General features: G+C 59.4%; 19 protein-coding genes. 5 read left to right on the top strand and 14 right to left on the bottom strand.

Translation table 11 applies throughout. The features are described 5' to 3' along the window. Positions 1-109: 109 nt before the first annotated feature. Both FHT69_RS20785 and htpX read right to left on the bottom strand, forming a co-directional pair. On the bottom strand, positions 110-1,498 hold the full coding sequence (locus tag FHT69_RS20785) for an RsmB/NOP family class I SAM-dependent RNA methyltransferase (RefSeq protein ID WP_183905899.1): 1,389 nt from the start codon (positions 1,496-1,498) through the stop codon (positions 110-112). Further along, complete coding sequence (htpX, locus tag FHT69_RS20780) at positions 1,489-2,451, bottom strand: zinc metalloprotease HtpX (protein WP_047615869.1); 963 nt, start codon at positions 2,449-2,451, stop codon at positions 1,489-1,491. The genes FHT69_RS20785 and htpX overlap by 10 nt, the downstream gene beginning before the upstream one ends. 110 nt (positions 2,452-2,561) lie before the next feature. On the opposite strand from htpX, the gene FHT69_RS20775 reads away from it, so the two are divergent. After that, positions 2,562-2,786 (top strand): DUF1674 domain-containing protein, encoded by a 225-nt coding sequence (locus tag FHT69_RS20775; RefSeq protein ID WP_183905898.1) that lies wholly within the window; start codon positions 2,562-2,564, stop codon positions 2,784-2,786. Positions 2,787-3,019: 233 nt separating this feature from the next. On the opposite strand, the gene acs is transcribed toward FHT69_RS20775, so the two are convergent. After that, positions 3,020-4,975, bottom strand: coding sequence for an acetate--CoA ligase (gene acs, locus FHT69_RS20770; RefSeq protein WP_183905897.1), 1,956 nt, complete (start codon positions 4,973-4,975; stop codon positions 3,020-3,022). Between the two features lie 231 nt (positions 4,976-5,206). Between acs and FHT69_RS20765 the strand changes: the two genes are divergently transcribed. Next, entirely contained in the window at positions 5,207-5,905 is a 699-nt protein-coding gene (locus FHT69_RS20765; RefSeq protein WP_047615874.1) for a DUF1013 domain-containing protein, read from the top strand. Positions 5,906-5,989: 84 nt separating this feature from the next. On the opposite strand, the gene FHT69_RS20760 is transcribed toward FHT69_RS20765, so the two are convergent. The 3 genes from FHT69_RS20760 to FHT69_RS20750 all read right to left on the bottom strand — a co-directional run bounded on the left by FHT69_RS20760 (position 5,990) and on the right by FHT69_RS20750 (position 9,733). Further along, entirely contained in the window at positions 5,990-6,925 is a 936-nt protein-coding gene (locus FHT69_RS20760; RefSeq protein ID WP_183905896.1) for a flagellin, read from the bottom strand. A gap of 155 nt (positions 6,926-7,080) precedes the next feature. After that, positions 7,081-8,991, bottom strand: coding sequence for a propionyl-CoA synthetase (locus tag FHT69_RS20755; RefSeq protein ID WP_183905895.1), 1,911 nt, complete (start codon positions 8,989-8,991; stop codon positions 7,081-7,083). Between the two features lie 82 nt (positions 8,992-9,073). Then, complete coding sequence (locus FHT69_RS20750; RefSeq protein ID WP_183905894.1) at positions 9,074-9,733, bottom strand: YggS family pyridoxal phosphate-dependent enzyme; 660 nt, start codon at positions 9,731-9,733, stop codon at positions 9,074-9,076. Positions 9,734-9,933: 200 nt separating this feature from the next. Here FHT69_RS20750 and leuS point away from each other — a divergent pair, with 200 nt between their 5' ends. Genes leuS through holA form a run of 3 tightly spaced genes read left to right on the top strand, consistent with a single transcriptional unit; the run spans position 9,934 to position 14,124 of the window. Next, positions 9,934-12,564 carry a leucine--tRNA ligase gene (gene leuS, locus FHT69_RS20745; RefSeq protein ID WP_063473876.1) on the top strand — a complete coding sequence of 877 codons (2,631 nt, stop codon included), beginning with the start codon at positions 9,934-9,936 and terminating at the stop codon, positions 12,562-12,564. Continuing rightward, positions 12,554-13,075: an LPS assembly lipoprotein LptE gene (gene lptE / locus FHT69_RS20740; RefSeq protein WP_183905893.1), complete on the top strand. Its 522-nt coding sequence runs from the start codon at positions 12,554-12,556 to the stop codon at positions 13,073-13,075. The genes leuS and lptE overlap by 11 nt, the downstream gene beginning before the upstream one ends. 8 nt (positions 13,076-13,083) lie before the next feature. Next, positions 13,084-14,124 carry a DNA polymerase III subunit delta gene (gene holA, locus FHT69_RS20735; protein WP_132574474.1) on the top strand — a complete coding sequence of 347 codons (1,041 nt, stop codon included), beginning with the start codon at positions 13,084-13,086 and terminating at the stop codon, positions 14,122-14,124. Positions 14,125-14,215: 91 nt separating this feature from the next. Here holA and FHT69_RS20730 read toward each other — a convergent pair whose 3' ends face one another. The 8 genes from FHT69_RS20730 to hemE all read right to left on the bottom strand — a co-directional run bounded on the left by FHT69_RS20730 (position 14,216) and on the right by hemE (position 23,010). Further along, the gene (locus FHT69_RS20730) at positions 14,216-15,094 is read right to left on the bottom strand and encodes a ParB/RepB/Spo0J family partition protein (protein ID WP_047615886.1); all 879 of its coding nucleotides are present in this window, start codon (positions 15,092-15,094) and stop codon (positions 14,216-14,218) included. A 32-nt stretch (positions 15,095-15,126) separates the two neighbouring features. Next, complete coding sequence (locus tag FHT69_RS20725; RefSeq protein WP_063473880.1) at positions 15,127-15,921, bottom strand: ParA family protein; 795 nt, start codon at positions 15,919-15,921, stop codon at positions 15,127-15,129. Positions 15,922-15,940: 19 nt separating this feature from the next. Beyond that, complete coding sequence (gene rsmG / locus FHT69_RS20720) at positions 15,941-16,558, bottom strand: 16S rRNA (guanine(527)-N(7))-methyltransferase RsmG (RefSeq protein WP_047615890.1); 618 nt, start codon at positions 16,556-16,558, stop codon at positions 15,941-15,943. Between the two features lie 25 nt (positions 16,559-16,583). Beyond that, positions 16,584-18,461, bottom strand: coding sequence for a tRNA uridine-5-carboxymethylaminomethyl(34) synthesis enzyme MnmG (gene mnmG / locus FHT69_RS20715; protein WP_183905892.1), 1,878 nt, complete (start codon positions 18,459-18,461; stop codon positions 16,584-16,586). A gap of 74 nt (positions 18,462-18,535) precedes the next feature. Then, positions 18,536-19,855 carry a tRNA uridine-5-carboxymethylaminomethyl(34) synthesis GTPase MnmE gene (gene mnmE, locus FHT69_RS20710; RefSeq protein WP_183905891.1) on the bottom strand — a complete coding sequence of 440 codons (1,320 nt, stop codon included), beginning with the start codon at positions 19,853-19,855 and terminating at the stop codon, positions 18,536-18,538. Between the two features lie 104 nt (positions 19,856-19,959). Continuing rightward, positions 19,960-21,225 carry a transcription termination factor Rho gene (gene rho / locus FHT69_RS20705; protein WP_011654069.1) on the bottom strand — a complete coding sequence of 422 codons (1,266 nt, stop codon included), beginning with the start codon at positions 21,223-21,225 and terminating at the stop codon, positions 19,960-19,962. Positions 21,226-21,424: 199 nt separating this feature from the next. Further along, positions 21,425-21,961 carry a protoporphyrinogen oxidase HemJ gene (hemJ, locus tag FHT69_RS20700; RefSeq protein ID WP_047615896.1) on the bottom strand — a complete coding sequence of 179 codons (537 nt, stop codon included), beginning with the start codon at positions 21,959-21,961 and terminating at the stop codon, positions 21,425-21,427. A 2-nt stretch (positions 21,962-21,963) separates the two neighbouring features. Then, positions 21,964-23,010, bottom strand: a complete 1,047-nt coding sequence (gene hemE, locus FHT69_RS20695) for a uroporphyrinogen decarboxylase (protein WP_183905890.1) — start codon at positions 23,008-23,010, stop codon at positions 21,964-21,966. Between the last annotated feature and the right edge of the window lie 33 nt (positions 23,011-23,043).

Raw genomic sequence — 23,043 nt, 5'->3', positions numbered from 1 at the left:
GCGTTTCAACGGCATCATGCGGGCGGTTTTGTGAGAACGGCATGCGTGATGCCGGGCTGTGAAATGTCTGGCTTGGCGGAGATTCGCCTGGGCGCGCTCAAGCCTGCAATCAGGCCACGCGACGCAGCACGGCCGCATAGAAGCCGTCGAGGCCGGAGGCGATGCCATCGGGCATTTTCAGCATGGTGGGAAGCGTGCGGAATTCGCCGAGTGGTGTGATCGCCGCCTCGAGGCCGGGCCAGTCGCCGGCACCGATCGAAACGCGCTCGACCGCATCCGTATCGGAAAGAACACGGGCGACGACGTCCTCACCCTCGGCAGGGTCGAGCGAGCAATTCGAAAAAACCAGCGTGCCGCCCGGCTTCAGCAATGTCAGCGCATGGCGCAGCAGCCGTTCCTGTAGCGCCGCCAGCCTGGCAATATCCTCAGCTCCTTTGGTCCACAGCACGTCAGGGTGCCGGCGTGTCGTGCCGGTGGAAGAGCAGGGGGCATCGAGCAGGATCGCATCGAAACGCTCCGCCGGCTCGAACGTCGTCAGGTCTGCCGCAATCGTCTCGGCTTTGAGGCCAAGCCGGTCGAGATTCGACCGCAGCCGTCTTAGCCGGCTTTCCGACTGGTCGAGGGCGGTGACTTCGCCACCGGCAAGAATGAGCTGCGCCGTCTTGCCGCCGGGCGCGGCGCAGAGATCGGCGGTACGTCTGCCCGAGAGATCGCCGAAAAGCTTGGCGGGGATGCTTGCTGCCGCATCCTGCACCCACCATGCGCCCTCATCGAAGCCTTGGAGCGCAGGAATGCCGCCGTCGAAGGCTGCAAGCCGCACACCGCCCGTCGGCAGGACGACACCGTTCAGCCGCTTGGCCCAGCCTTCAGGGTCGGACTTGACGGTCAGATCGATCGCGGCCGGCTCGAGCTGAGATTCCGAAATCGCCAGCGCCGCATCCCGGCCATAGGCCTTCTCCAGCCTGGCGATGAACCAGGCTGGCATCGGCGGGACCTTGCCGATCTCACCAAGCACCTCAGCCTTTTCGCGGCCGAGCCGACGGAGGATGGCATTGACCAGCTTGGCGAAACGGCGATTGCGCGGGTCCTGATTGGCCTGCTCGACGGCAAGATCGACAGCCGAATGATCGGGCACGTCGAGATAGAGGATCTGCGCCGCGCCGATCGCAAGCACATGATGCAGCGCCCTTGCCCCCTCCGGCAGCGGCGAATCCAGCAGCCCGGCAATAGCGGCATCGATGCGCGGCAGATGACGCAGCGTCGTGTTCAGGATGGCGCGGACGAGCGCCCGGTCGCTTTCGCCGAGCGCCCTATAGGCCGGATTACCGTGTTCATGATCGAGAGCGCCGTCGAGCGGCAGCTTGCGGTCGACGACGGCAGCAAGAATTTTTGCCGCAGCGGCCCGCGCCTGCATGCCGGGTTTAGCCGGTGCGGAACGCTCGGCGGAGGGCTTTTGCTTGCGGAATGGCTTCTTCGTGCCGTCTGAATTCAAGACCACGGACCTTTTGGCGGTTGCGAACCACCGCGACCAAGGCCCGTATCCGGAACAGAGCGCGATTTGCGCGACGGATTAGCAGCACGCGCCGGCGACGTCGAGACATTCATGCCGCCTTGCGCCATGTCATACAGGGCAGCGATGCGGTTTTCCGTGTTCGGATGGGTGGAAAACAGATTGTCCATCCGCTCTCCGGAGAGCGGATTGATGATGAACATATGTGCCGTCGCCGGATTGCGCTCGGCATCTTCGTTCGGAACATGGGCGGCACCGCGCGCGATCTTGCCGAGCGCCGAAGCGAGCCAGAGCGGATTGCCGCAGATCTCGGCGCCGCGGCGGTCGGCCGAATATTCGCGCGTGCGGCTGATCGCCATCTGCACCAGCATGGCGGCGAGCGGCGCCACGATCATCGCGACGATGACGCCGATGAAGCCGAGAGGATTGCTGTTGTTGTCACGATTGCCGCCGAAGAAGAAAGCGAAGTTGCCAAGCATGGAGATCGCACCGGCCAGTGTTGCCGTGATCGTCATCGTCAGCGTGTCGCGGTTCTGAATATGCGCCAGTTCATGCGCCATTACGCCCGCGACCTCTTCGGGAGACAATGCGCTGAGCAGGCCGGTCGAGGCGGCCACGGCAGCATTGTCGGGATTGCGGCCGGTGGCGAAGGCATTCGGCTGCGGGCTGTCGTAGAGATAGACCTTCGGCATCGGCAACCCGGCATTGCCGGCGAGATCGCGCACGATCCGGAAAAACTCAGGCGCGTTGCGCTCGTCGACCTCCTGCGCGCGATAGGCCGAAAGCACCATCCGGTCGGAATTCCAGTAGGAGAAGAAATTCATGCCGGCGGCAATGACGAAGGCGATCATCATGCCGGCCCGACCGCCGATCAGGAAGCCGACGAACATGAAAAGCGCCGTCATGAAGGCAAGCAACATGGCAGTGCGGACGAGGTTCATTGCGGATCTCCATCTCCGATTTCGGCGTCCCAAGCTTTCAATCCCGGCGCCAGCGCATTATGATTTGGTTATTCACCAGCCATTTTCAATATTTTCCGGCAGGAGAAGGCATGCAGGACGCTGATAATGACAATAGCGAAACGCCGGTAGCCGAGGGGTCGGAGCCGCGGCGCAAGATGCTGTCCCCGGCTGCCAGGCGCGCGCTTGCCGAAGCCGAAGAGCGGCGGAAGAACCAGAAACCGCTGGAACTGCCGCCGGAGACCGGCGGTCGCGGCGGAGCCGAACCGGCGCGCTTCGGCGACTATGAGATCAACGGCCGGGCGATCGATTTCTGAGTAATATTCCTATTGGCGTCTTTCGATCGGAATATGCGGATTTACGAAATCACTATGTCGAATCCGGCTAACGAGCCTTAGGCTCCAGTATTTTTGCCGTATCCTGATGTCGTCTTGACGGACGGACGTTGCCTCACCGAGGGCTTCGCCCGTGATTGCGGTCAACGCACGCCAATGCGTCGACGAAATGGGAGCCGCTCCGGAAGCCGCGAGGTACGGAGCGGCTCCATATCTCAGGCCGTCGCCTTGTTCTGCCGGTTGGCGATCAGATCGTCGACCACGGCGGGATCGGCGAGCGTCGAGGTGTCGCCGAGTGCACCGAAATCGTCCTCGGCGATCTTGCGCAGGATGCGGCGCATGATCTTTCCGGACCGGGTCTTCGGCAGGCCGGACGCGAACTGGATCTTGTCGGGCGCGGCGATCGGGCCGATTTCCGCCCGCACATGTTTCACCAGTTCCTGGCGAAGCGCGTCCGAACCATCGTGACCAGCCATCAGCGTCACATAGCAATAGATACCCTGGCCCTTGATCGGATGCGGATAACCGACAACAGCAGCTTCCGAAACCAGATTGTGCGAGACGAGTGCCGATTCCACCTCTGCTGTGCCGAGCCGATGGCCGGAGACGTTCAGCACGTCGTCGACACGGCCGGTGATCCAGTAATAACCGTCCGCATCGCGCCGGCAGCCGTCGCCGGTGAAATACTTGCCCTTATAGGTGGAGAAGTAGGTCTGGATGAAGCGCTCGTGATCGCCGTAGACCGTGCGCATCTGACCCGGCCAGCTGTCGGTGATGCACAGATTGCCGTCGGCCGGGCCGTCCAGCACCTTGCCCTCATTGTCGACCAGCTGCGGTTTGATGCCGAAGAACGGGGTCGTCGCCGAACCGGGTTTCAGATCGGTGGCACCTGGCAGCGGCGTGATCATATGGCCGCCGGTTTCCGTCTGCCACCACGTGTCGATGACAGGGCAACGCTTGTCGCCGACGACATTGTAGTACCACTCCCAGGCTTCGGGGTTGATCGGCTCGCCAACGGTGCCGAGCAGGCGCAGCGAAGAGCGCGAGGAGCGCGTGACGAAGTCGTCGCCGGCGCCCATCAGCGAGCGGATCGCTGTTGGCGCCGTATAGAAGATATTGACGTTATGCTTGTCGATGACTTCCCAGAAACGGCCCTGGTCCGGGAAATTCGGCACGCCCTCGAACATCAGCGTCGTTGCGCAATTGGCGAGCGGCCCATAGACGATATAGGAGTGGCCGGTGACCCAGCCGACATCGGCCGTGCACCAGTAGACGTCGCCGTCGTGATAATCGAAGACATATTCGTGCGTCATCGCCGCATAGACGAGATAACCGCCGGTCGTGTGCAGCACGCCTTTCGGCTTACCGGTTGAGCCTGACGTATAAAGAATGAAGAGCGGATCTTCCGCCTTCATCTTCACCGGCGGGCATTCCGCCTTCACGGTGGCGATTTCCTGGTGATGCCAGAGATCGCGGCCCGGCGCCCAGCCGGTCTTGCCACCGGTGCGGCGAACGACCAGAACCTTCTCCACGATCACGTGCTGGCGTGCCGCGATATGAATTGCGGTATCAGTATTGTCCTTCAGCGGCACCGGCTTGCCGCCGCGCACACCTTCGTCGCATGTGATGACGAAGGTGGATTCGCAGTCAACGATGCGCCCCGCTAAGGCCTCCGGCGAGAAACCGCCGAAGACGACCGAATGCACCGCGCCGATGCGGGCGCAGGCGAGCATCGCATAGGCGGCTTCCGGGATCATCGGCATATAGATGGTGACGCGATCGCCCTTTTTGACGCCGTGCTTCTTCAAGACGTTCGCCATCCGGCAGACATGCTCGTAGAGCTCGTTATAGGTGACCTTCTTGTCGATATAGGGGTTGTCGCCTTCCCAGATGATCGCCACCTGGTCGCCATTCGTTTTCAGATGGCGGTCGATGCAGTTGTAGGAGACGTTGGTCTGGCCGTCCTCGAACCATTTGATCGAGACCTTGCCGGTAAAGGAGGTGTTCTTGACCTTGGTATAGGGCTTGAACCAGTCGATCCGCTTGCCGTGCTTGCCCCAGAACTTGTCCGGGTTCTCGACGCTTTCCTCGTACCATTTCAGGTACTTTTCCTTATCGATCAGGGCGCGCGCCTTCACCGGCTTCGAAACCGGATAGATCTTCTCCGACATGGAACTCCTCCTCATGGGACATGCGATGGGCCGCGCCGGCGAAGCGGGCCTGGATTTCAAATCAGGGCAATTCATAGCAGTTCGCATCGTGGCGGCAATTAGACAAAGGTCATTTCATTTTGGAAGAATTGCAATTCTGCGACAGTGCGGTTATATAGCGGCATATTTCCCGGACATTGTGGTGACAATCCACGGACCGCGACCGGCGCGGACGATAGAAGGACTATATCCATGGCTCAAACACTGCTCATGCCGAAGGCGACAGCCATCTGGCTCGTCGACAATACGGCACTGTCTTTCGATCAGATTGCGCAGTTCTGCAAACTGCATCCGCTCGAAGTCAAGGCGATCGCCGATGGCGAAGCGGCGCAGGGTATCAAGGGCCTCGACCCGATCTCGACGGGACAGCTCTCCCGCGACGAGATCGCCCGCGCCGAAGCCAATCCGAACCACAAGCTGAAGCTTTCCGAACCAAAGGTGCGCGTGCCGGAATCCAAGCGCCGCGGCCCGCGTTATACGCCGGTTTCGAAGCGTCAGGACCGCCCCAACGCCATTCTCTGGCTCGTTCGCAACCATCCGGAGCTGAAGGACGCGCAGATTTCCCGCCTCGTCGGCACGACGAAATCGACCATCGAGCAGATCCGCGAGCGCACCCACTGGAACTCGGCCAACCTCGCGCCGATGGATCCGGTAACGCTCGGCCTCTGCAGCCAGATCGATCTGGACATGGAAGTGGAAAAGGCCTCCAAGGGTCGTCCGCTGCCGACCGCCGCCGAGCTTGGCGCGACGCTGCAATCGGCACAGGAAACCGAGCGCCTGACCCCGAGCTACGAGCGCGAAGAGGAAAAGGAAATCGATGCCGACGCTGTCTTCCGCAAGCTGAGCTCGCTGCGCTCGGCCCCGAAGGACGAGGACGACGACCAGTACTGAGATATCGGTTATCTCATGAAAAACCCCGCCGGGGCCGGCGGGGTTTTTTTATTGCCTATTGCCTGTAAAGGATCGCGACGCGCTTTAGCTGCGGAACAGGGTGAGGATGTTCTGGGCCGAGCTGTTGGCGATCGAGAGCGACTGGACGGCCAGTTGCTGCTGCGTCTGCAACGCCGAGAGCCTGCTCGATTCCTCTTCCATATCGGCATCGACCAGGCGTCCGACGCCGGAGTCGATTGAATCGTGAAGACCGCTGACGAAATTTTCCTGGAGCTGGATACGGGTCGAGATCGAGCCGAGAGCCGAGCCGGCGGCGGTCATGGCGCCGAGGACCAATTCGACGCCGGTCAAGGCCGCGTCGAGCTGGCCCTGGGTGAAACCGGTAATGTCGAGATCATAGATCGACGCCATGACGATAACTTTGCCGCCATAGGTTCCGTTGAAAGCCGTGCCGATGATACCGCTGGTCGTTTCGATCGCGCCGGTGCTGGTCATGCCGAAGAGCACGTTTCCAAGCGTGCCTGAATCGAGCACATAGTCCGTCGTCTTGACCGAGACGGCATTGCTGCCGTCGCGGACGAAGGACGAGACGACGCTCTTCGTGCCGGAAGCGCCGGCGACCCAGTTTTCACCCGAGAAGGATGCCGATTGGGCGATGCTGAGCAGCTGCTCCTGCAGCTGGTCGAGCTCCTGCTGGATCTTCGTCTTGTCGACGCCATTTTCCGTGGCGGCGACGATCTTGGCCTTGATTTCGCTGACAATGTCGAGGGCGCTGTCCATGGCCGAATAGGCGGTATCGACCTTCGCCGCGCCGAGACCGAGGGCATCCGAGACGGCCGAAAGCGCTTTATTGTCAGAACGCATGGTCGTTGCAATCGACCAATAGGCGGCATTATCAGCCGCCTTTTCAACACGATAACCCGAGGAAACGCGACCCTGGGTGTCCTTGAGACTATCGTTTACACCGCGCAAAGTCTGCAGCGCTGCCATGGCAGCGTTGTTGGTGAGGATGCTTGTCATGATCCGTTCCACAATCGTTGAGAAAGGGGCAATCCGGACTAAGCCGGTAACGGCGACCGCGTCATGCAAAGCCTGCTATGCAAGCCATTGCCGTTAACAAATGCTTGCATCGATATGGTTAACAATTCCTCAATTAGACTTACCGAAAGTTTAATTCACATCGGCAGCGAGCCGAACCCGCGCGCCCGCAGCGCCTCGCCGATTTCCTCCAAAATCGTTGGATCATCAATGGTTGCAGGCATTTTCCAGGGTATGCCGTCGGCGATCTTCTGCATAGTGCCGCGCAGGATTTTGCCGGAACGCGTCTTCGGCAACCGGTTAACGATGATGGCCATCTTGAAGGCGGCGACGGGTCCGATCGAATCACGAATCATCGCCACGACCTCTGATTCGATCACCGTCGCCTCACGGGAAACATGGCGCTTCAGCACCAGGAAACCGCAGGGCACCTGACCCTTCAGCGCATCGATCACTCCGATAACAGCGCATTCGGCGATATCGGAATGACGCGCACAGACTTCCTCCATCGCCCCTGTCGAGAGCCGATGACCGGCGCAATTGATGATGTCGTCGGTGCGCGACATGATGAAGAGATAGCCGTCCTCATCGACATATCCGGCGTCAGCCGTCTTGTAGTAGCCCGGAAACTCATCGAGATAAGCCGATCGAAAACGCTCGTCGGCGTTCCAGAGGGTCGGCAGACAGCCGGGCGGCAAGGGCAGCTTCACGACGATATTGCCGAGCGTTCCGGCCTCGATCGGATGGCCGGCATCGTCGAGCACCGCAATCTCATAACCGGGCATCGGCAGCGCCGGCGAACCGTGCTTGACGGGAAGGGCGCCGAGACCGAGCGGATTTGCAGCGATCGGCCAGCCGGTCTCCGTCTGCCACCAATGATCGATGACGGGTATGCCGAGCATGCGCTCCGCCCATTTCAGGGTCTCCGGATCCGCCCTTTCGCCGGCAAGAAACAGCGCCCGCAAATCCGGCATCGGATATTTGCGTATCAGATCGCCGTCCGCGTCCTCCCGCCGAATGGCGCGGAACGCCGTCGGCGCCGTGAAGAGCACCCGCACCTTATGCTCCGAAACGATCCGCCAGAATGTGCCGGCATCCGGAGTACCGACCGGTTTTCCCTCGAAGATCAAGGTGGTTACGCCTGATATCAGCGGAGCATAGACGATATAGGAATGCCCGACGACCCAACCGATATCCGAAGCCGTCCAGAAGACCTCACCCGGCTTCAAGCCGTAGATATTCCGCATCGACCAGTTGAGCGCAACCATATGGCCGCCATTGTCGCGTACCACACCCTTCGGCTGGCCCGTGGTGCCGGAGGTGTAGAGGATATAGAGCGGATCGGTCGCCTTAACCGAAACACAGGCGACCTCGGCGCCGCGATGCCGCGCCACCGCCGTCTCGAAATCCTGATCGCGGCCATTGACGAGATCTGCCCGAAGCTCCGGCCGCTGCAGCACTAGGCAACGCTCCGGCTTCGAACCCGCGATCTCGATCGCCTGGTCGACCAAAGGCTTATAGGCAATGGTACGGCCGGGCTCGAGCCCACAGCTTGCGGTGATCACCAGCTTCGCACCGCAATCGTCGATGCGCGCTGCAAGTTCGCTGGCGGCAAATCCACCGAAAACGACGGAGTGAACCGCACCGATGCGAGCGCAGGCGAGCATCGAAAAGACCGCCTGCGGTAGCATCGGCATATAGAGGATCACGCGATCGCCCCTGCCGATGCCGAATTCGAGCAGCGTTGCGGCGATCGCCTTTACCTCGACAAGCACCTCGTCGTAAGTGAAACGCCGCTTCTCGCCGGTCATCGCGCTGTCGAAGATAACGGCTGTCTCGCCGCCGCGCCCGGCAGCGATATGCCGGTCCAGGCAATTGTGGCAGGTATTGGTTTCCCCGGCTGAGAACCAACGGCCATAGACACCGTCGTCGGGCGAGAACACCCGTTCCGGCGGTTTGAACCAGTCTATGTCGGCAGCGGCTTCACGCCAGAAGGCTTCGGGATCGCGTTTCCAGGCCGCGTAGACCTGATGATAGTCGTTCTGCATCTGCTCCTCCCCAGGACATGCACGCCTCGATATCAATCTAGACAGCGGTAAGAGGAACGGGAAGCCCGACCAAAGCAGAGTTTCAGCGCGCGCCGAAAATCGCCGATCCGACGCGGACGCTGGTGGCGCCGAAGGCGATTGCCGTCTCGTAGTCACCGGACATTCCCATGGAAAGTTTTCCGACGCCGCATTTGGACGCAAGTCTTGCCAGCAGGGCAAAATGCGGCCCGGGATTTTCCTCGGCCGGCGGAATACACATCAAACCTTCAACGGAAAGGCCGAGTTCGTCGCGACAGAGCGCCACAAAGGCTGGCGTGTCGTCAGGAGCGATACCGGCCTTCTGCGGTTCGAGCCCGGTATTGACCTGGACGTAGAGCCGCGGCGTCTTGGCCTGCCGCTTCATCTCCTCGGCAAGCGCGCGGGCGATCTTTTCCCGGTCCACCGTCTCGATGACGTCGAAGAGCGCCACCGCATCCGCCGCCTTGTTCGATTGCAGCGGCCCGATCAGATGCAATTCGATATCCGGACGCTCGGCCTTCAGCGCCGGCCACTTGCCCTGGCTTTCCTGCACCCGGTTCTCGCCGAAGACGCGCTGTCCCGCTTCGATGGCCGGGCGGATCGCGTCCGCCTCGAAGGTCTTCGACACCGCGACCAGCTGAACGGAACCCGCCGGACGACCTGCCGCGTGTTCCCCGGCCGCAATCCGTGATCGCACCTCGTTCAACCGCTCTTGAAGTTCCATCGTTCTGCCTCGACATACCAGCATGAAAGGATTGGCAATGAACTAACCAGCCAACCTGTGCTTGCCAAGACCCGCCTTCGCGAAATCGCTTGCACGTGATCAAGATCGGACGCTTGCAGCGCCTGCAAAACTTGACGCTACGGTGGTTTCATGGTGAAGGTCTCGACCAACTCCCCTGATTTTCCGGAAATACGAATACGATGGCCACCGAACGTTATAATCCGCGCGATGCCGAGCCCCGCTGGCAGCAGAAATGGAATGAAGACAAGGTCTTCGAGACCGACAATGCCGATCCGCGCGAAAAATATTACGTCCTCGAAATGTTCCCCTATCCATCGGGGCGCATCCACATGGGCCATGTCCGCAATTACGCCATGGGCGATGTCGTCGCCCGCTATAAGCGCGCGCGGGGCTATAATGTGCTGCACCCGATGGGCTGGGACGCTTTCGGCATGCCGGCAGAGAACGCCGCCATGGAGCGCGGCGTGCATCCCGCTTCCTGGACCTACCAGAATATCGGCTCGATGAAGGCGCAGTTGAAGGCCATGGGGCTCTCGCTGGACTGGAGCCGCGAATTCGCCACCTGCGATGTCGAATATTACCAGCACCAGCAGCATCTCTTCCTGGATTTCCTGGAAAAGGGCTTGGTTTACCGCAAGCAGTCGAAGGTCAATTGGGATCCTGTCGACAACACTGTGCTCGCCAACGAACAGGTGATCGATGGCCGCGGCTGGCGTTCCGGTGCGCTGGTCGAACAGCGCGAACTGACGCAGTGGTTCTTCAAGATCACCGATTTCAGCCAGGATCTGCTCGACGCGCTGGACACGCTTGAACAGTGGCCGGAAAAAGTGCGGCTGATGCAGAAGAACTGGATCGGCCGCTCGGAAGGCCTGACGATTCGTTGGGAGATTGTGCCGGAAACGGCGCCTGCCGGCGAGAGCGAGGTCACGGTCTATACCACCCGGCCGGACACGCTGTTCGGCGCCTCCTTCCTGGCGATCGCCGCCGATCACCCGCTGGCAAAGGATGCCGCCGCAAAGAATGCCGATATCGAAGCCTTCTGCGAGGAGTGCCGCCGTGCCGGCACGTCGCTCGCCGCACTCGAGACCGCCGAAAAGAAAGGCATGGATACCGGTATCCGCGTCAGGCATCCGCTTGATCCCTCCTGGGAGCTGCCCGTCTATATCGCCAACTTCGTCCTGATGGATTACGGCACCGGCGCGATCTTCGGCTGCCCGTCAGGCGACCAGCGCGACCTTGATTTTGCTCGCAAATACGGCCTGCCGGTCGTGGCCGTCGTCATGCCGAGGGATGGCGACGCTGCGAGCTTTGCCGTCGGCGATACCGCCTATGACGGTGAGGGCGTGATGATCAATTCGCGCTTCCTCGACGGCAAGACGACGGAGGAGGCCTTCAATATCGTTGCCGACCGCCTGGCGGCCGCTTCGCTCGGCAATGCGCCGCAGGGCGAGCGCAAGGTCAATTTCCGCCTGCGCGACTGGGGCATTTCCCGTCAGCGTTATTGGGGCTGCCCGATCCCGGTCATCCACTGCGATGATTGCGGCGTCGTGCCGGTGCCGAAGAAGGACCTGCCGGTCAAGCTGCCCGACGACGTCACCTTCGATCAGCCCGGCAACCCGCTCGACCGTCATCCGACCTGGCGTCATGTCTCCTGCCCGACCTGCGGCAAGGATGCCCGCCGCGAGACGGATACGATGGATACTTTTGTCGATTCGAGCTGGTATTTCACCCGCTTTACCGCGCCCTGGGAAGGAAAACCAACCGATCCCGAAGCCGCGAACCGCTGGCTGCCGGTCGACCAGTATATCGGCGGCATCGAGCACGCGATCCTGCACCTGCTCTATTCGCGCTTCTTCACCCGCGCCATGCGCGAAACCGGTCACGTGGCGGCCACCGAACCCTTCAAGGGTCTCTTCACCCAGGGCATGGTGGTCCACGAAACCTATAGCCGCGGTGCCGGCGCCAGCCGCGAGTGGGTGGCCCCTGCCGATATCCGCATCGACGAACTCGACGGCAAACGCCGGGCCTTCCTGCTGACCAACAACGAGGAAGTTGCGATCGGCTCGATCGAGAAGATGTCGAAGTCGAAAAAGAACGTCGTCGATCCCGACGATATCATCGCCTCCTATGGCGCCGATACCGCCCGTTTCTTCGTTCTGTCCGACTCTCCGCCCGAGCGTGATGTCATTTGGTCCGAGGCGGGTGTCGAAGGCGCCCATCGTTTCACCCAACGCCTGTGGCGGCTGATTTCGGAAGCCGCGGACGCACTCTCCGCCGTCGCAGCTGCGCCGGCGAGCGAGGGGGAAGCCTTGCCGATCTCACAGGTCGCCCACAAGACGCTGAAGGCTGTCGAAAACGATTATGACAAGCTCTGGTTCAACAAGGCCGTCGCCCGCATCTATGAACTCGTGAACGCACTGGCCGCACCGCTGACCAGGGTTGCGGCGGGCGAGGGTGATGCCGCCTATCGCGCGGCAGTCCGCGATGCCGCAGAGATCCTGATCCAGCTGGTCGCACCGATGACGCCGCATCTGGCTGAGGAGTGCTGGACGGCGCTCGGCAATGAAGGGCTGCTTGCCCGGACAAGCTGGCCGCGCTACGACGAAACGCTCGTTGTCGAAAACGACGTCGTTCTGCCGGTCCAGATCAACGGCAAGAAACGCGCCGAATTGACAATTTCTCGCGATGCAGATCAGAATGCCGTCACCGCCGCCGTGCTGGATCTGGATGCGGTGAAGAACGCGCTGAACGGACAGGCACCGAAGAAGATCATCGTGGTTCCCCAAAGGATTGTAAACATTGTCGTTTGATATCGCTTGCAAGCTGGCTCGCAATGCCGGCATCGCCATGATCCTTGCCTCCGCGGCTTTTCTCTCTGCCTGCCAGGTCCGGCCGCTTTACTCCGAGAATTCCGGTCTCACCGAAAAGCTTTCCTCCGTCGGCTTTTCCCCGGCAGGCAGCCGGGTTGAGCAGCAGGTTCGCAATCACCTGATCTTCTTTGCAGCACGTGGCGCCGGCGAAGCCGCAAACCCGCAATATCAGGTTGAGATGCACGCCACCTCGAGCGTCGCCGATACGCTGCTTCAGGAATCCGGCGATACGTCGAAAGCCGGCCGGGTGACCGTCACCGTCACCTACACGCTGCGTGCCATAACCGACAATCATGTCATCAAGGCCGGTAGCCGTCAGGCCACGGCGCTGGTGGATTTCTCCGAACAGCAATTTGCCAAGCAGCGGGCGATCCGTGATGCCGAGAACCGCGCAGCGGATCAGGCGGCGGAATTCGTAGGGGCCGACATCGCCGCTGCCCTCAGCCGCTGAGGCGAGATGTGGCAGAGATAAAATCCCACGAATTCGAGATCTTTCTGCAGAAATCGGCGCTGAACTATCGGATCTTCGTCATCTATGGGCCGGATCGCGGCCTCGTTTCGGAACGGGCGGGTCTGCTTGCCGGTAAAAGTGGTGTGGCCCTCGACGACCCATTCTCGCTGACGAAGCTCGATATCGGCGATCTGCAGAAGGATCCCGGACGATTGGTCGATGAGGTCCAGTCGATCGGGCTGTTCGGCGGTGAGAAGCTGATTTGGATCCGCGGCGCCGCAAACGAAAAATACCTCGTCGATTCCCTGGCCCTGCTCGCCGAAAAACCACTCGAAGCCGCCTATCTAATCGTGGAGGCCGGCGACCTGAAAAAGGGTTCGCTGCTGCGCAAGACCGCCGAAGCCGCGCGATCCGTCATGACGATCCCCTCTTACGCCGATGACAGCCGTGCTCTGAATACGCTGATCGATACCGAACTCGGTGCAGAGAAACTCGGTATCACGCCGGCCGCGCGGCAGGCGCTGATCGCACTGATTGGCGGTGATCGCATCGCTTCCCGAAACGAGGTGCGCAAGCTCGCGCTCTATTGTCGCGGCGCCGATACGGTTGAAGAACATCACGTTACCGAAATAATTGGCGATGCCAGCGCGATCTCCGTCGACGATGCCGTCGACGCGATTCTCAGCGGCGATCTCACGGCCTTTCTGCACGCCATGCAGAAGATCAGCAGTTCAAAAACCGCAATCTTTCTCGTGCTTCAGGCATGCCTGAAGCAGTTTCAGCTTCTCGATACGATGCGCGCTGAAATGGAGGAAAAACGCCTGCAGCCGCCTCAGATCATGCAGACCATGGGGCGGCATCTGCATTTTCGCCGCAAGCCGATCATCGAACAGGCGCTGCGCCAGTGGACCGCCGAAAGCATCGCCCGTGAATCCAATCGCCTGCAGGCCGCAATTCTGCAGAGTCGGCGGCGCCAGGTACTGGAAGACAGCGTTGCGATGCAAACGCTTCTTTCCACCACCCTTCAATCCGGTCGAAAATCGGCGTGATTTGGAGCGCTTCAGCTGCTAACCGAAGCACGCTCTGCCCCTTCACGCCCTTCTGGACGGAAAACCGCTTCGCTATTTTCTGGGAATCGCTCTAACGCCGCTCGAGCAAGCGGCAGATTTCCTCGAGCTGCTCCAGCGACTTGTAGGAAATTTTAATCTGCCCGCCACTGGTTTTGTGATTGATCGCAACGTCAAGGCCGAGGGCATCGGAAAGTGTTCTTTCCAGGGCCAGCGTGTCGGAATCCTTCTGATCGCGCCGTAGGGCCGGCGGAGGCTCGGATTGTGCCTTGATATTGTTCTGCGCCAGCTTCTCCGCATCGCGGACCGACATGCCCTTCGCAACGATCGTACGGGCAAGACTGGCCGGATCCGGCGTCGAAACCAGCGCGCGTGCGTGCCCGGCCGACAGGCTGCCGGCAGCAAGCAGATCACGAACCGGGTCCGGCAGTTTCAACAGGCGCAGAGAATTGGCAACGTGGCTGCGGCTTTTGCCGATGATCTCGCCGAGGTCGTTCTGGGTGTAGCCATATTCTGCGATGAGCTGCTCATAGCCCAAGGCTTCCTCAAGCGGATTGAGATCCGCGCGCTGCACGTTTTCGACAATGGCGATTTCCAACGCCGTCTTGTCATCGACGTCACGGACAATGACTGGAATTTCGATCAATCCGGCAAGCTGAGCGGCGCGCCAGCGGCGCTCACCGGCGATGATTTCATATCGATCCCGCGACATCGTTCGCACCACGATCGGCTGCACGATACCATGCTGACGAATGGAGCTTGCGAGATCGTGCAGCTCAGTGTCATCGAAGAAACGACGAGGATTGCGGGGGTTACGGCTGACGAACTCGATCGGGATCATCCTGTCGGCACTGATGGTCCGCTCGGCTTCCACCGGGACAGGCTGATCCATTTCGCCTATCAGCGCCGCGAGGCCACGGCCCAATCGCCTTTTCGATACATCGTCATTCATGATCTACACTCACCTACACCCCTGAAATGATATTACGCGGCCAGTCTCTGGCGCTCCCGTTGAATGACCTCTGAGGCCAGTTGCAGATAGGCCTGGCTGCCCGCGCATTTCAGATCATAGAGAATAGCTGGCTTGCCGTAGGACGGCGCCTCGGAAACCCGGACATTGCGCGGAATTAACGTATGGTAAACCTTTTCGCCGAGATGGGTGCGCACATCATTGACCACTTGCTGGGCGAGATTGTTGCGCGCATCAAACATTGTCAAGACGATCCCCTGGATATCCAGGCGCGGATTCACCGTTCGACGAACCTGGCTGACGGTCTCGAGCAACTGGCTCAGCCCCTCCAGCGCGAAAAATTCACATTGCAGCGGCACCAGCACGGAATGCGCGGCCGCCATGGCATTCATCGTCAAAAGATTGAATGACGGCGGGCAATCCAGAAGAATATAGGAGAACGCCATTGCTTCAGGCGAAGACAAGGCTTTCCGCAATTTGAAGACTCGATCGCTTTGCTGCGAGATTTCCATCTCGACGCCAAGCAGATCCATCGTCGACGGGACGATAAAAAGATTGGGAACCACTGTTTCGAGCGTCACCTCGGTGATACCGCGATCACCAACCATCAGATCATAGGAGGAGAGTTTGCGATCGCGACGGTCGATACCGAGGCCGGTGCTGGCATTGCCTTGCGGATCGAGATCAACGATCAAGACACGCTCGCCAATGGCAGCAAGAGCCGTTGCCAGGTTGATTGCGGTGGTTGTTTTGCCAACACCACCCTTCTGATTTGCGATGGTGATAATCCGGTGTCGTTCGCCAGCCATTGCCGCAATATCCGATCTGTTAAACCAAGCGCCGGAGATTTGATACTTCCAAAATAACAGATTCCTGCTCGACGGCGCTCTTATGTTCTAACAGATCGAATTCCCACCGACCACGTGCTTTGTCGATTTCCCGCAGGTAATCCCGGCCTTTATGAAAAAAGCCACGGCAATTTTGCTTGCCCAGCATCCACGGAGCCGAATAGTCCATGAGCCCGTCCAGGTCGGCCAACGCTCGGGCTGAAATCGCACCGCAGTCGCCAATCTCGGCATAGGCATCTTCGATTCGATTGGTATGCACACTCCCACGCGCCTGCGTCTCTCGCAGCGCTGTCCGCAGAAAGGCCGCCTTTTTATGGTTGCTTTCGACCAGATGCACCCAGCCGCTTTGCAGCTCGGCCAGAAAAATCGCCGTAATAACGCCCGGAAAGCCCCCGCCACTGCCGAGATCAACCCAGGTGATCGGTTGAGGATGGATCTGAAACACCTGGCTGCTATCAGCGATATGCCGGTGCCATAGATCTTCGAGTGTCGACGGCGCCACCAGATTGATCGTTTTGGCCCACTTCTGAAAAAGTACCGCGAAGTGTTGAAGCCGTTCCTGTGTTTCACGTGAAACACGCAAACCGTTTAATTCCATTCTGAAAGACTTTCAAATCTCGTCGTCAGGCGCTTTGAAGCTCGGCAGACGTTAGGCGGCGCAAATGCACAAGCAGCAATGCGATTGCCGCCGGCGTCATCCCCTCAACGACGGAGGCCTGGGCAATGTTGAAGGGGCGAGCCGCGCTGAGTTTCACCTTGAGTTCGTTGGAGAGGCCGGAAAGCGCATCGTAATCGAAATCGAGCGGTATCTGCCGTTGCTCGTCGCGTTGCTGATCGGCAATCGCCGTGGCTTGCCGATCCAGATAAACTGAATAGCCGGCCTCGATTTCCAACGCTTCCGCGACCTTGGATCCCATCGTACCACATGTCTCAGGCCAAACACGGCGAAGTTCAGCAAAATCATAATTTGGATAGGACAACAAATCATAAGCGGTTCGGCGCTGCCCATCGAGATTGATATTCAAGCCGGCCCGCCGCGCTTCATTCGGCGTAACGGTGAGCGACTGCAAGAGCGCTCGACCCATGTCCATCTCAGCCTGATAGGCTGTAAATCGCTGCGCGCGTGCGCCGCTGGCGCAGCCCAACCGCATGGCCAATGGCGTCAACCGCATATCGGCATTGTCAGCACGCAAAGTCAGCCGATATTCCGCCCGCGAGGTAAACATTCGATACGGCTCCGTAACGCCACGTGACGTGAGATCGTCGATCATGACGCCAATATAGGAGCTGGTCCGACTAAAATGAAACGGATCCGAATCGCTGCTCTGCAGTGCCGCGTTTAGACCGGCGGCCAAGCCTTGGGCGGCCGCCTCCTCATAGCCGGTGGTGCCATTGATCTGGCCCGCAAGAAAGAGACCTTTCAGCCGTTTGACTTCCAACGACGGCGTCAACTCTCTCGGGTCAACATGATCATATTCGATTGCATAGCCGGGTTGCAGAATTCTTGCCGCTTCAAGCCCGGGAATTGTCTTGATGAAATCTGCCTGGACGTCTGCCGGCAAAGAGGTGGAAATACCGTTCGGATAAACTGTGTCGTCGTCCAGTCCCTCGGGCTCGAGAAAGACTTGATGCCCATCCCGCTCTCCAAATTTTACCAGCTTGTCTTCGATAGACGGGCAATAGCGAGGACCGACGCCTTCGATCTGTCCGGAATACATCGCCGATCGCATGATGTTGTCGACAATGATGCGATGGGTCGCTTCAGTCGTCCTGGTGACCCCGCATTCGATCTGCGGCGTCGTAATCCTGTCGGTCATAAAGGAGAAGGGCACGAGTTCCTCGTCAGCCCCCTGCCGGCCGACGGATTGCCAGTCTATGGTCTTTCCGTCCAACCGCGCCGGTGTCCCGGTCTTCAGTCGTCCCAAGCGCAATCCCAGCCTGGCCAGCGTGGCGGACAGCCCGATCGACGGCGCTTCACCGACACGACCGGCCGGCGTCTTTTCCGAACCGATATGAATAAGTCCACGCAGGAAGGTTCCAGTCGTCAAAACGACGGCAGGAGTCTTTAGGGTTCGACCATCCTTCATGACCACCCCGGCAACACGCCCGTCGACAACGTCCAGATCAAACGCATCGCCTTCGACGATGTCCAGACCAGGTGTGGCCTCAATCGCCGCCAGCATCGCCAAACGATAGAGCTTTCGATCGGCCTGGGTTCGCGGTCCTCGAACGGCTGCCCCTTTTTTCTTGTTCAGCATCCTGAACTGAATGCCCGCAGCGTCGGCGATACGACCCATCAGGCCATCCATAGCGTCGATCTCGCGAACCAAGTGACCCTTACCGAGCCCGCCGATTGCCGGATTGCAGGACATCACACCGATCGTGTCCCGCCTGTGCGTCACCAAGGCGGTTTTCGCACCGAGCCGCGCAGCCGCACTGGCGGCTTCCGACCCCGCATGGCCGCCACCGATCACGATCACATCATAGACATTATCAGTCATTCAAGACTCCAGATCGTGTGTACGTTTCACGTGAAACCAGCCATAAACGTGACACCGATCGCGTTTCACGTGAATCATTTCCCGATACAAAACTCCGAGAAGATCACCCCAAGCAGCTGTTCGACATCCACTCTTCCGGTAATTCTCCCCAAATACTCGGCGGCAATTCGAAGCTGCTCGGTCCGCAGTTCGAGATTTACGTCCTTCTGCGTAATCGCAGTATCAAGCGCCGCCAAACATTTCGTTAGCGAATCTTTATGCCGTTGCCGACTGGGGATCGCCATCGACAAACCACTGAAACGCGCTGCGACGCTGTTGCCGATCAATTGACGCAATTCCGGCAGGCCGTCACCCGTTGCCGCCGAAATCTGCAAATCATACCGACCCGAGACGACATCGATGAGATCCTTCTTCGTTCCAACAGTAACATGAGGCCAGGTTCGCTCCAAGTCGTCAGGAATCAGCGGATTGGTCATGTCCACCAGCAGCAGCACAAGATCGGCATCGCCAAGCGCAAGACGCGCGCGCCGAACGCCCTCTATTTCAACCCGGTCGTCGGCATCGCGCAGGCCGGCTGTATCATAGAGCTTGATCAGGTAGCCATCGATATCGAGATCAACCTGCAGGACATCGCGGGTGGTGCCGGCGATCTCGGTGACGATCGCAACATCGCGCCGTGCCAGAGCATTCAGCAGGCTTGATTTTCCGGCATTCGGCGCACCGGCAATAACCACCTTAAAGCCGTCCCTGATAATCTCACCTGCCGAAGCCGCACCCAAATGGTGCGCGATATCGGCGCGTAGCTCACTCATATCGGCCCAGACCATATCCGATACCGACCCTGGAACATCATCCTCGTCGGGAAAATCGAGTTCCGCCTCAATCAGCGCTCGTGCGCGGGTTAATCGTTCCGCCCACGAATCGTAAATTATGGAAAGTCCGCCCGCGCTATGTTCGACCGCAAGCCGTCGCTGCATTTCCGTCTCGGCACCGATAAGGTCGGCCAGACCTTCGACTTCGACCAGGTCAAGCTTGCCGTTCTCAAAAGCCCGGCGGGAGAACTCACCCTCAACAGCCATTCGAACACCTGGAATGTCGCCAAGCGTCTGAAACAGCGCCGCCAGGACAGCCTTGCTGCCATGGAGCTGTAGCTCCGCGACATCTTCCCCGGTAAATGAATTTGGCCCCGGAAAAAACAGCACCAGACCACTGTCGATCGGTTGGTCGTTACGAGTCCGAATCGTTCGGTGCGATGCGTATCGAGCTTTCGGCACCGAGCCGACGAGGCTCACCAATATGTCTCTGGTCAGCGGACCGCTGATGCGAATAACCGAAACACCTGAAGGTGCAGCACCGCTCGATAGCGCATATATGGTATCATTCAACATGGCCATATTGCCTGGTTAATCTTCGAATTCGAATCGGTTCCTCCTAAATAGAAAAGCTGGCGACATCATCATGATGCCTCCAGCTCTCATAGGATGAATCCGGCTAAGGATTATGTATTCATCGAATCGAAGAAGTCGGAATTGTTCTTCGTCTGCTTCAGCTTGTCGATCAGGAATTCGATCGCATCGGTCGTGCCCATTGGCGCAAGGATGCGGCGGAGCACAAAGATCTTCTGCAGATCCTGGCGTGGGACGAGAAGGTCTTCCTTGCGCGTGCCGGACTTGAGGATGTCCATCGCCGGGAAGATGCGCTTGTCGGCGACCTTGCGATCAAGGACGATTTCCGAGTTGCCGGTGCCCTTAAATTCTTCGAAGATCACTTCATCCATACGGCTGCCGGTATCGATCAGCGCCGTGGCGATGATCGTCAAGGAACCGCCTTCCTCGATATTGCGCGCCGCACCGAAGAAGCGCTTCGGACGCTGCAACGCATTGGCGTCGACACCGCCGGTCAGGACCTTGCCTGAGGAGGGAACCACGGTGTTGTAGGCACGGCCGAGGCGCGTGATCGAATCGAGCAGGATGACGACGTCGCGCCCATGTTCGACAAGACGCTTTGCCTTTTCAATGACCATCTCCGCCACCTGGACGTGACGTACGGCCGGTTCGTCGAAGGTCGAGGAGATGACCTCGCCGCGAACGGAACGCTGCATGTCGGTCACTTCCTCAGGACGCTCATCGATCAGAAGAACGATGAGATAGCACTCCGGATGGTTCGCGGTAATCGAATGCGCGATATTCTGCAGCAGCACGGTCTTACCGGTGCGGGGCGGCGCGACGATCAGTCCACGCTGGCCCTTGCCGAGCGGCGCCACCAGGTCGATCACGCGCGGCGACAGATCCTTGGTGGTGGGAATATCGAGTTCCATCTTGAAACGCTCGTTCGGATAGAGCGGCGTCAGATTGTCGAAATGAACCTTATGACGAATCTTTTCCGGATCGTCGAAATTGATAGTGTTGACCTTGAGCAGCGCAAAATAGCGCTCGCCTTCCTTCGGCCCGCGGATGGGGCCTTCGACCGTATCACCTGTTTTCAGCGAGAAACGGCGGATCTGCGAGGGGGAGATATAAATATCATCTGGGCCTGGCAGATAGTTGGCATTTGCGGAACGCAGGAAACCGAAACCATCCTGGAGCACTTCGACGACACCTTCGCCGATGATTTCGACATCCTGGCTGGCGAGCATCTTGAGGATAGCAAACATCAATTCCTGTTTGCGCATCGTGCTGGCATTCTCAACCTCGAGCGATTCGGCGAAAGCCAGAAGATCCGTCGGGGATTTGCTCTTAAGTTCCTGAAGCTTCATTTCAGCCATGAAGTGACCAATACTCTTTTCAATTTCGAAGGGGAAAGGCGATGTTGGGTCGTATTCGGTACTGCGAAAGGGCTCGCAGACGACTGAACTCTACACACATGCCACGTAGATGAGATGCGCGGAAAATAGCGACTCGCAATCGCTGCCGCAAGAGGGCTGCTTAAAATGAAGCAAATTTAACCTGAGTATGGATTTTGCCTCAGAATGGCTTCACCACGACGAGGATCACGATCAGGATCATCAGCAATGTCGGTGCCTCGTTCATGAACCGCCAATAGCGCGCAGAGCGGCGGTTTTCATCCCGCTCGAAGGCTCTGACGGCACGGCTGAAGAACATATGAACGCCCGTCAGCAGCACAACGAGACCGATCTTGGCGTGCAGCCAGCCGCCTTGGAATCCATAGACCGACCAAGCGAGATAGAGGCCAAAAATCCACGTCAGCATCATCGCCGGCGTCATGATGATTCGAAGCAGCCGGCGTTCCATCACCTTGAAGGTTTCCGATTGCACCGAACCCGGTTCGGCATCGGTGTGATAGATGAACAGCCGCGGCATATAGAACAATCCAGCCATCCAGGAAATGACCGCGATGATGTGCAGTGCCTTGATCCAGAGATAGAGATTATCGGGGTTCCAGGCGAAAAGCCCGACCGCCATCAGCGCGAAGAAGACCAGCGCAAAATGGGCTCGGCGCCGGGCGTAAGCGCCAGGTCTCCGATCGGTCTGCTTCTCCATCGTCACGCCCCGCCTCGCATCCGCCCGCCACGCACACGATCGACCAGCAGACGCACATGCTCGGGGTCGGCCTGCGGCGTGATGCCGTGACCGAGATTGAAGATCAGCGGCCCATTGCCGAGATGCTGCAGAATATCGTCGATGCCCTCTTCAAGCGCCCGACCGCCGGCAACGACGCGCATAGGATCGAGGTTGCCCTGCACCGGCCCGTCCTTTTGAAGTTCGGCGGCAAAGGCCAGCGGGACAGACCAGTCGAGACCGATCGCATCCGCACCAGTCTTCTGGCGATAGGTTTTCAGCTGGTAGCCGGCGCCCTTGGCGAAAGCGATGATGCGCGCGTGTGGCCGCTGCGATTTGACCGAAGCGATCATCCGCGCAACCGGCCTGATCGCGAACGCCTCGAATTCCCTCTCACCGAGAACGCCGGCCCAGGAATCGAAAATCTGCACGGCATCGGCGCCGGCATCAATCTGGGCCACGAGATAATCGGCCGATACGTCAGCAAGCAGCATCAGCAGATGCTCGAAGGCGCGAGCATGCCGATACGCGAAAAGGCGGGCAGGCGCCTGATCCGGCGTGCCACGTCCGGCGATCATATAGGTCGCGACCGTCCAAGGCGCGCCGCAGAAGCCGAGCAGCGTCGTCTCGGCTGGCAGCCCCTCACGCAGCCGCCGCACCGTCTCCAGCACCGGCCTGAGATAATCGACAACCTCTTCGCCATTCAATCTGCTGATCCCGGCTTCATCGATTGGATCCATCTCAGGACCATGGCCTTCGGTGAACCGGACGTTCCGCTTCATTGCATCGGGAATGACCAGGATATCGGAAAACAGGATGGCTGCATCGAAGCCATAGCGGCGGATCGGCTGCAATGTCACTTCGACGGCGTGATCGGGCGTATAGCAAAGATCGAGAAAACTTCCCGCCTTTGCCCGTGTCTCCCGATACTCCGGCAGATAGCGCCCCGCCTGCCTCATCAGCCAGAGAGGAGGAGGGGAGAGGCTTTCGCCATCCAGAACCCTCATGATCTTTCGGCGCGTCTCGCTCAAGCGCTTCTTCCCTATAAAAAATCAAAGATATTT

It is taken from the genome of Rhizobium sp. BK008 (genome assembly GCF_014197345.1).
GTDB classification, from domain to species: Bacteria; Pseudomonadota; Alphaproteobacteria; order Rhizobiales; family Rhizobiaceae; genus Rhizobium; species Rhizobium anhuiense.
Note: the sequence above shows the minus strand (reverse complement) of the source record. Positions and strands in the feature narration are given on the sequence as shown.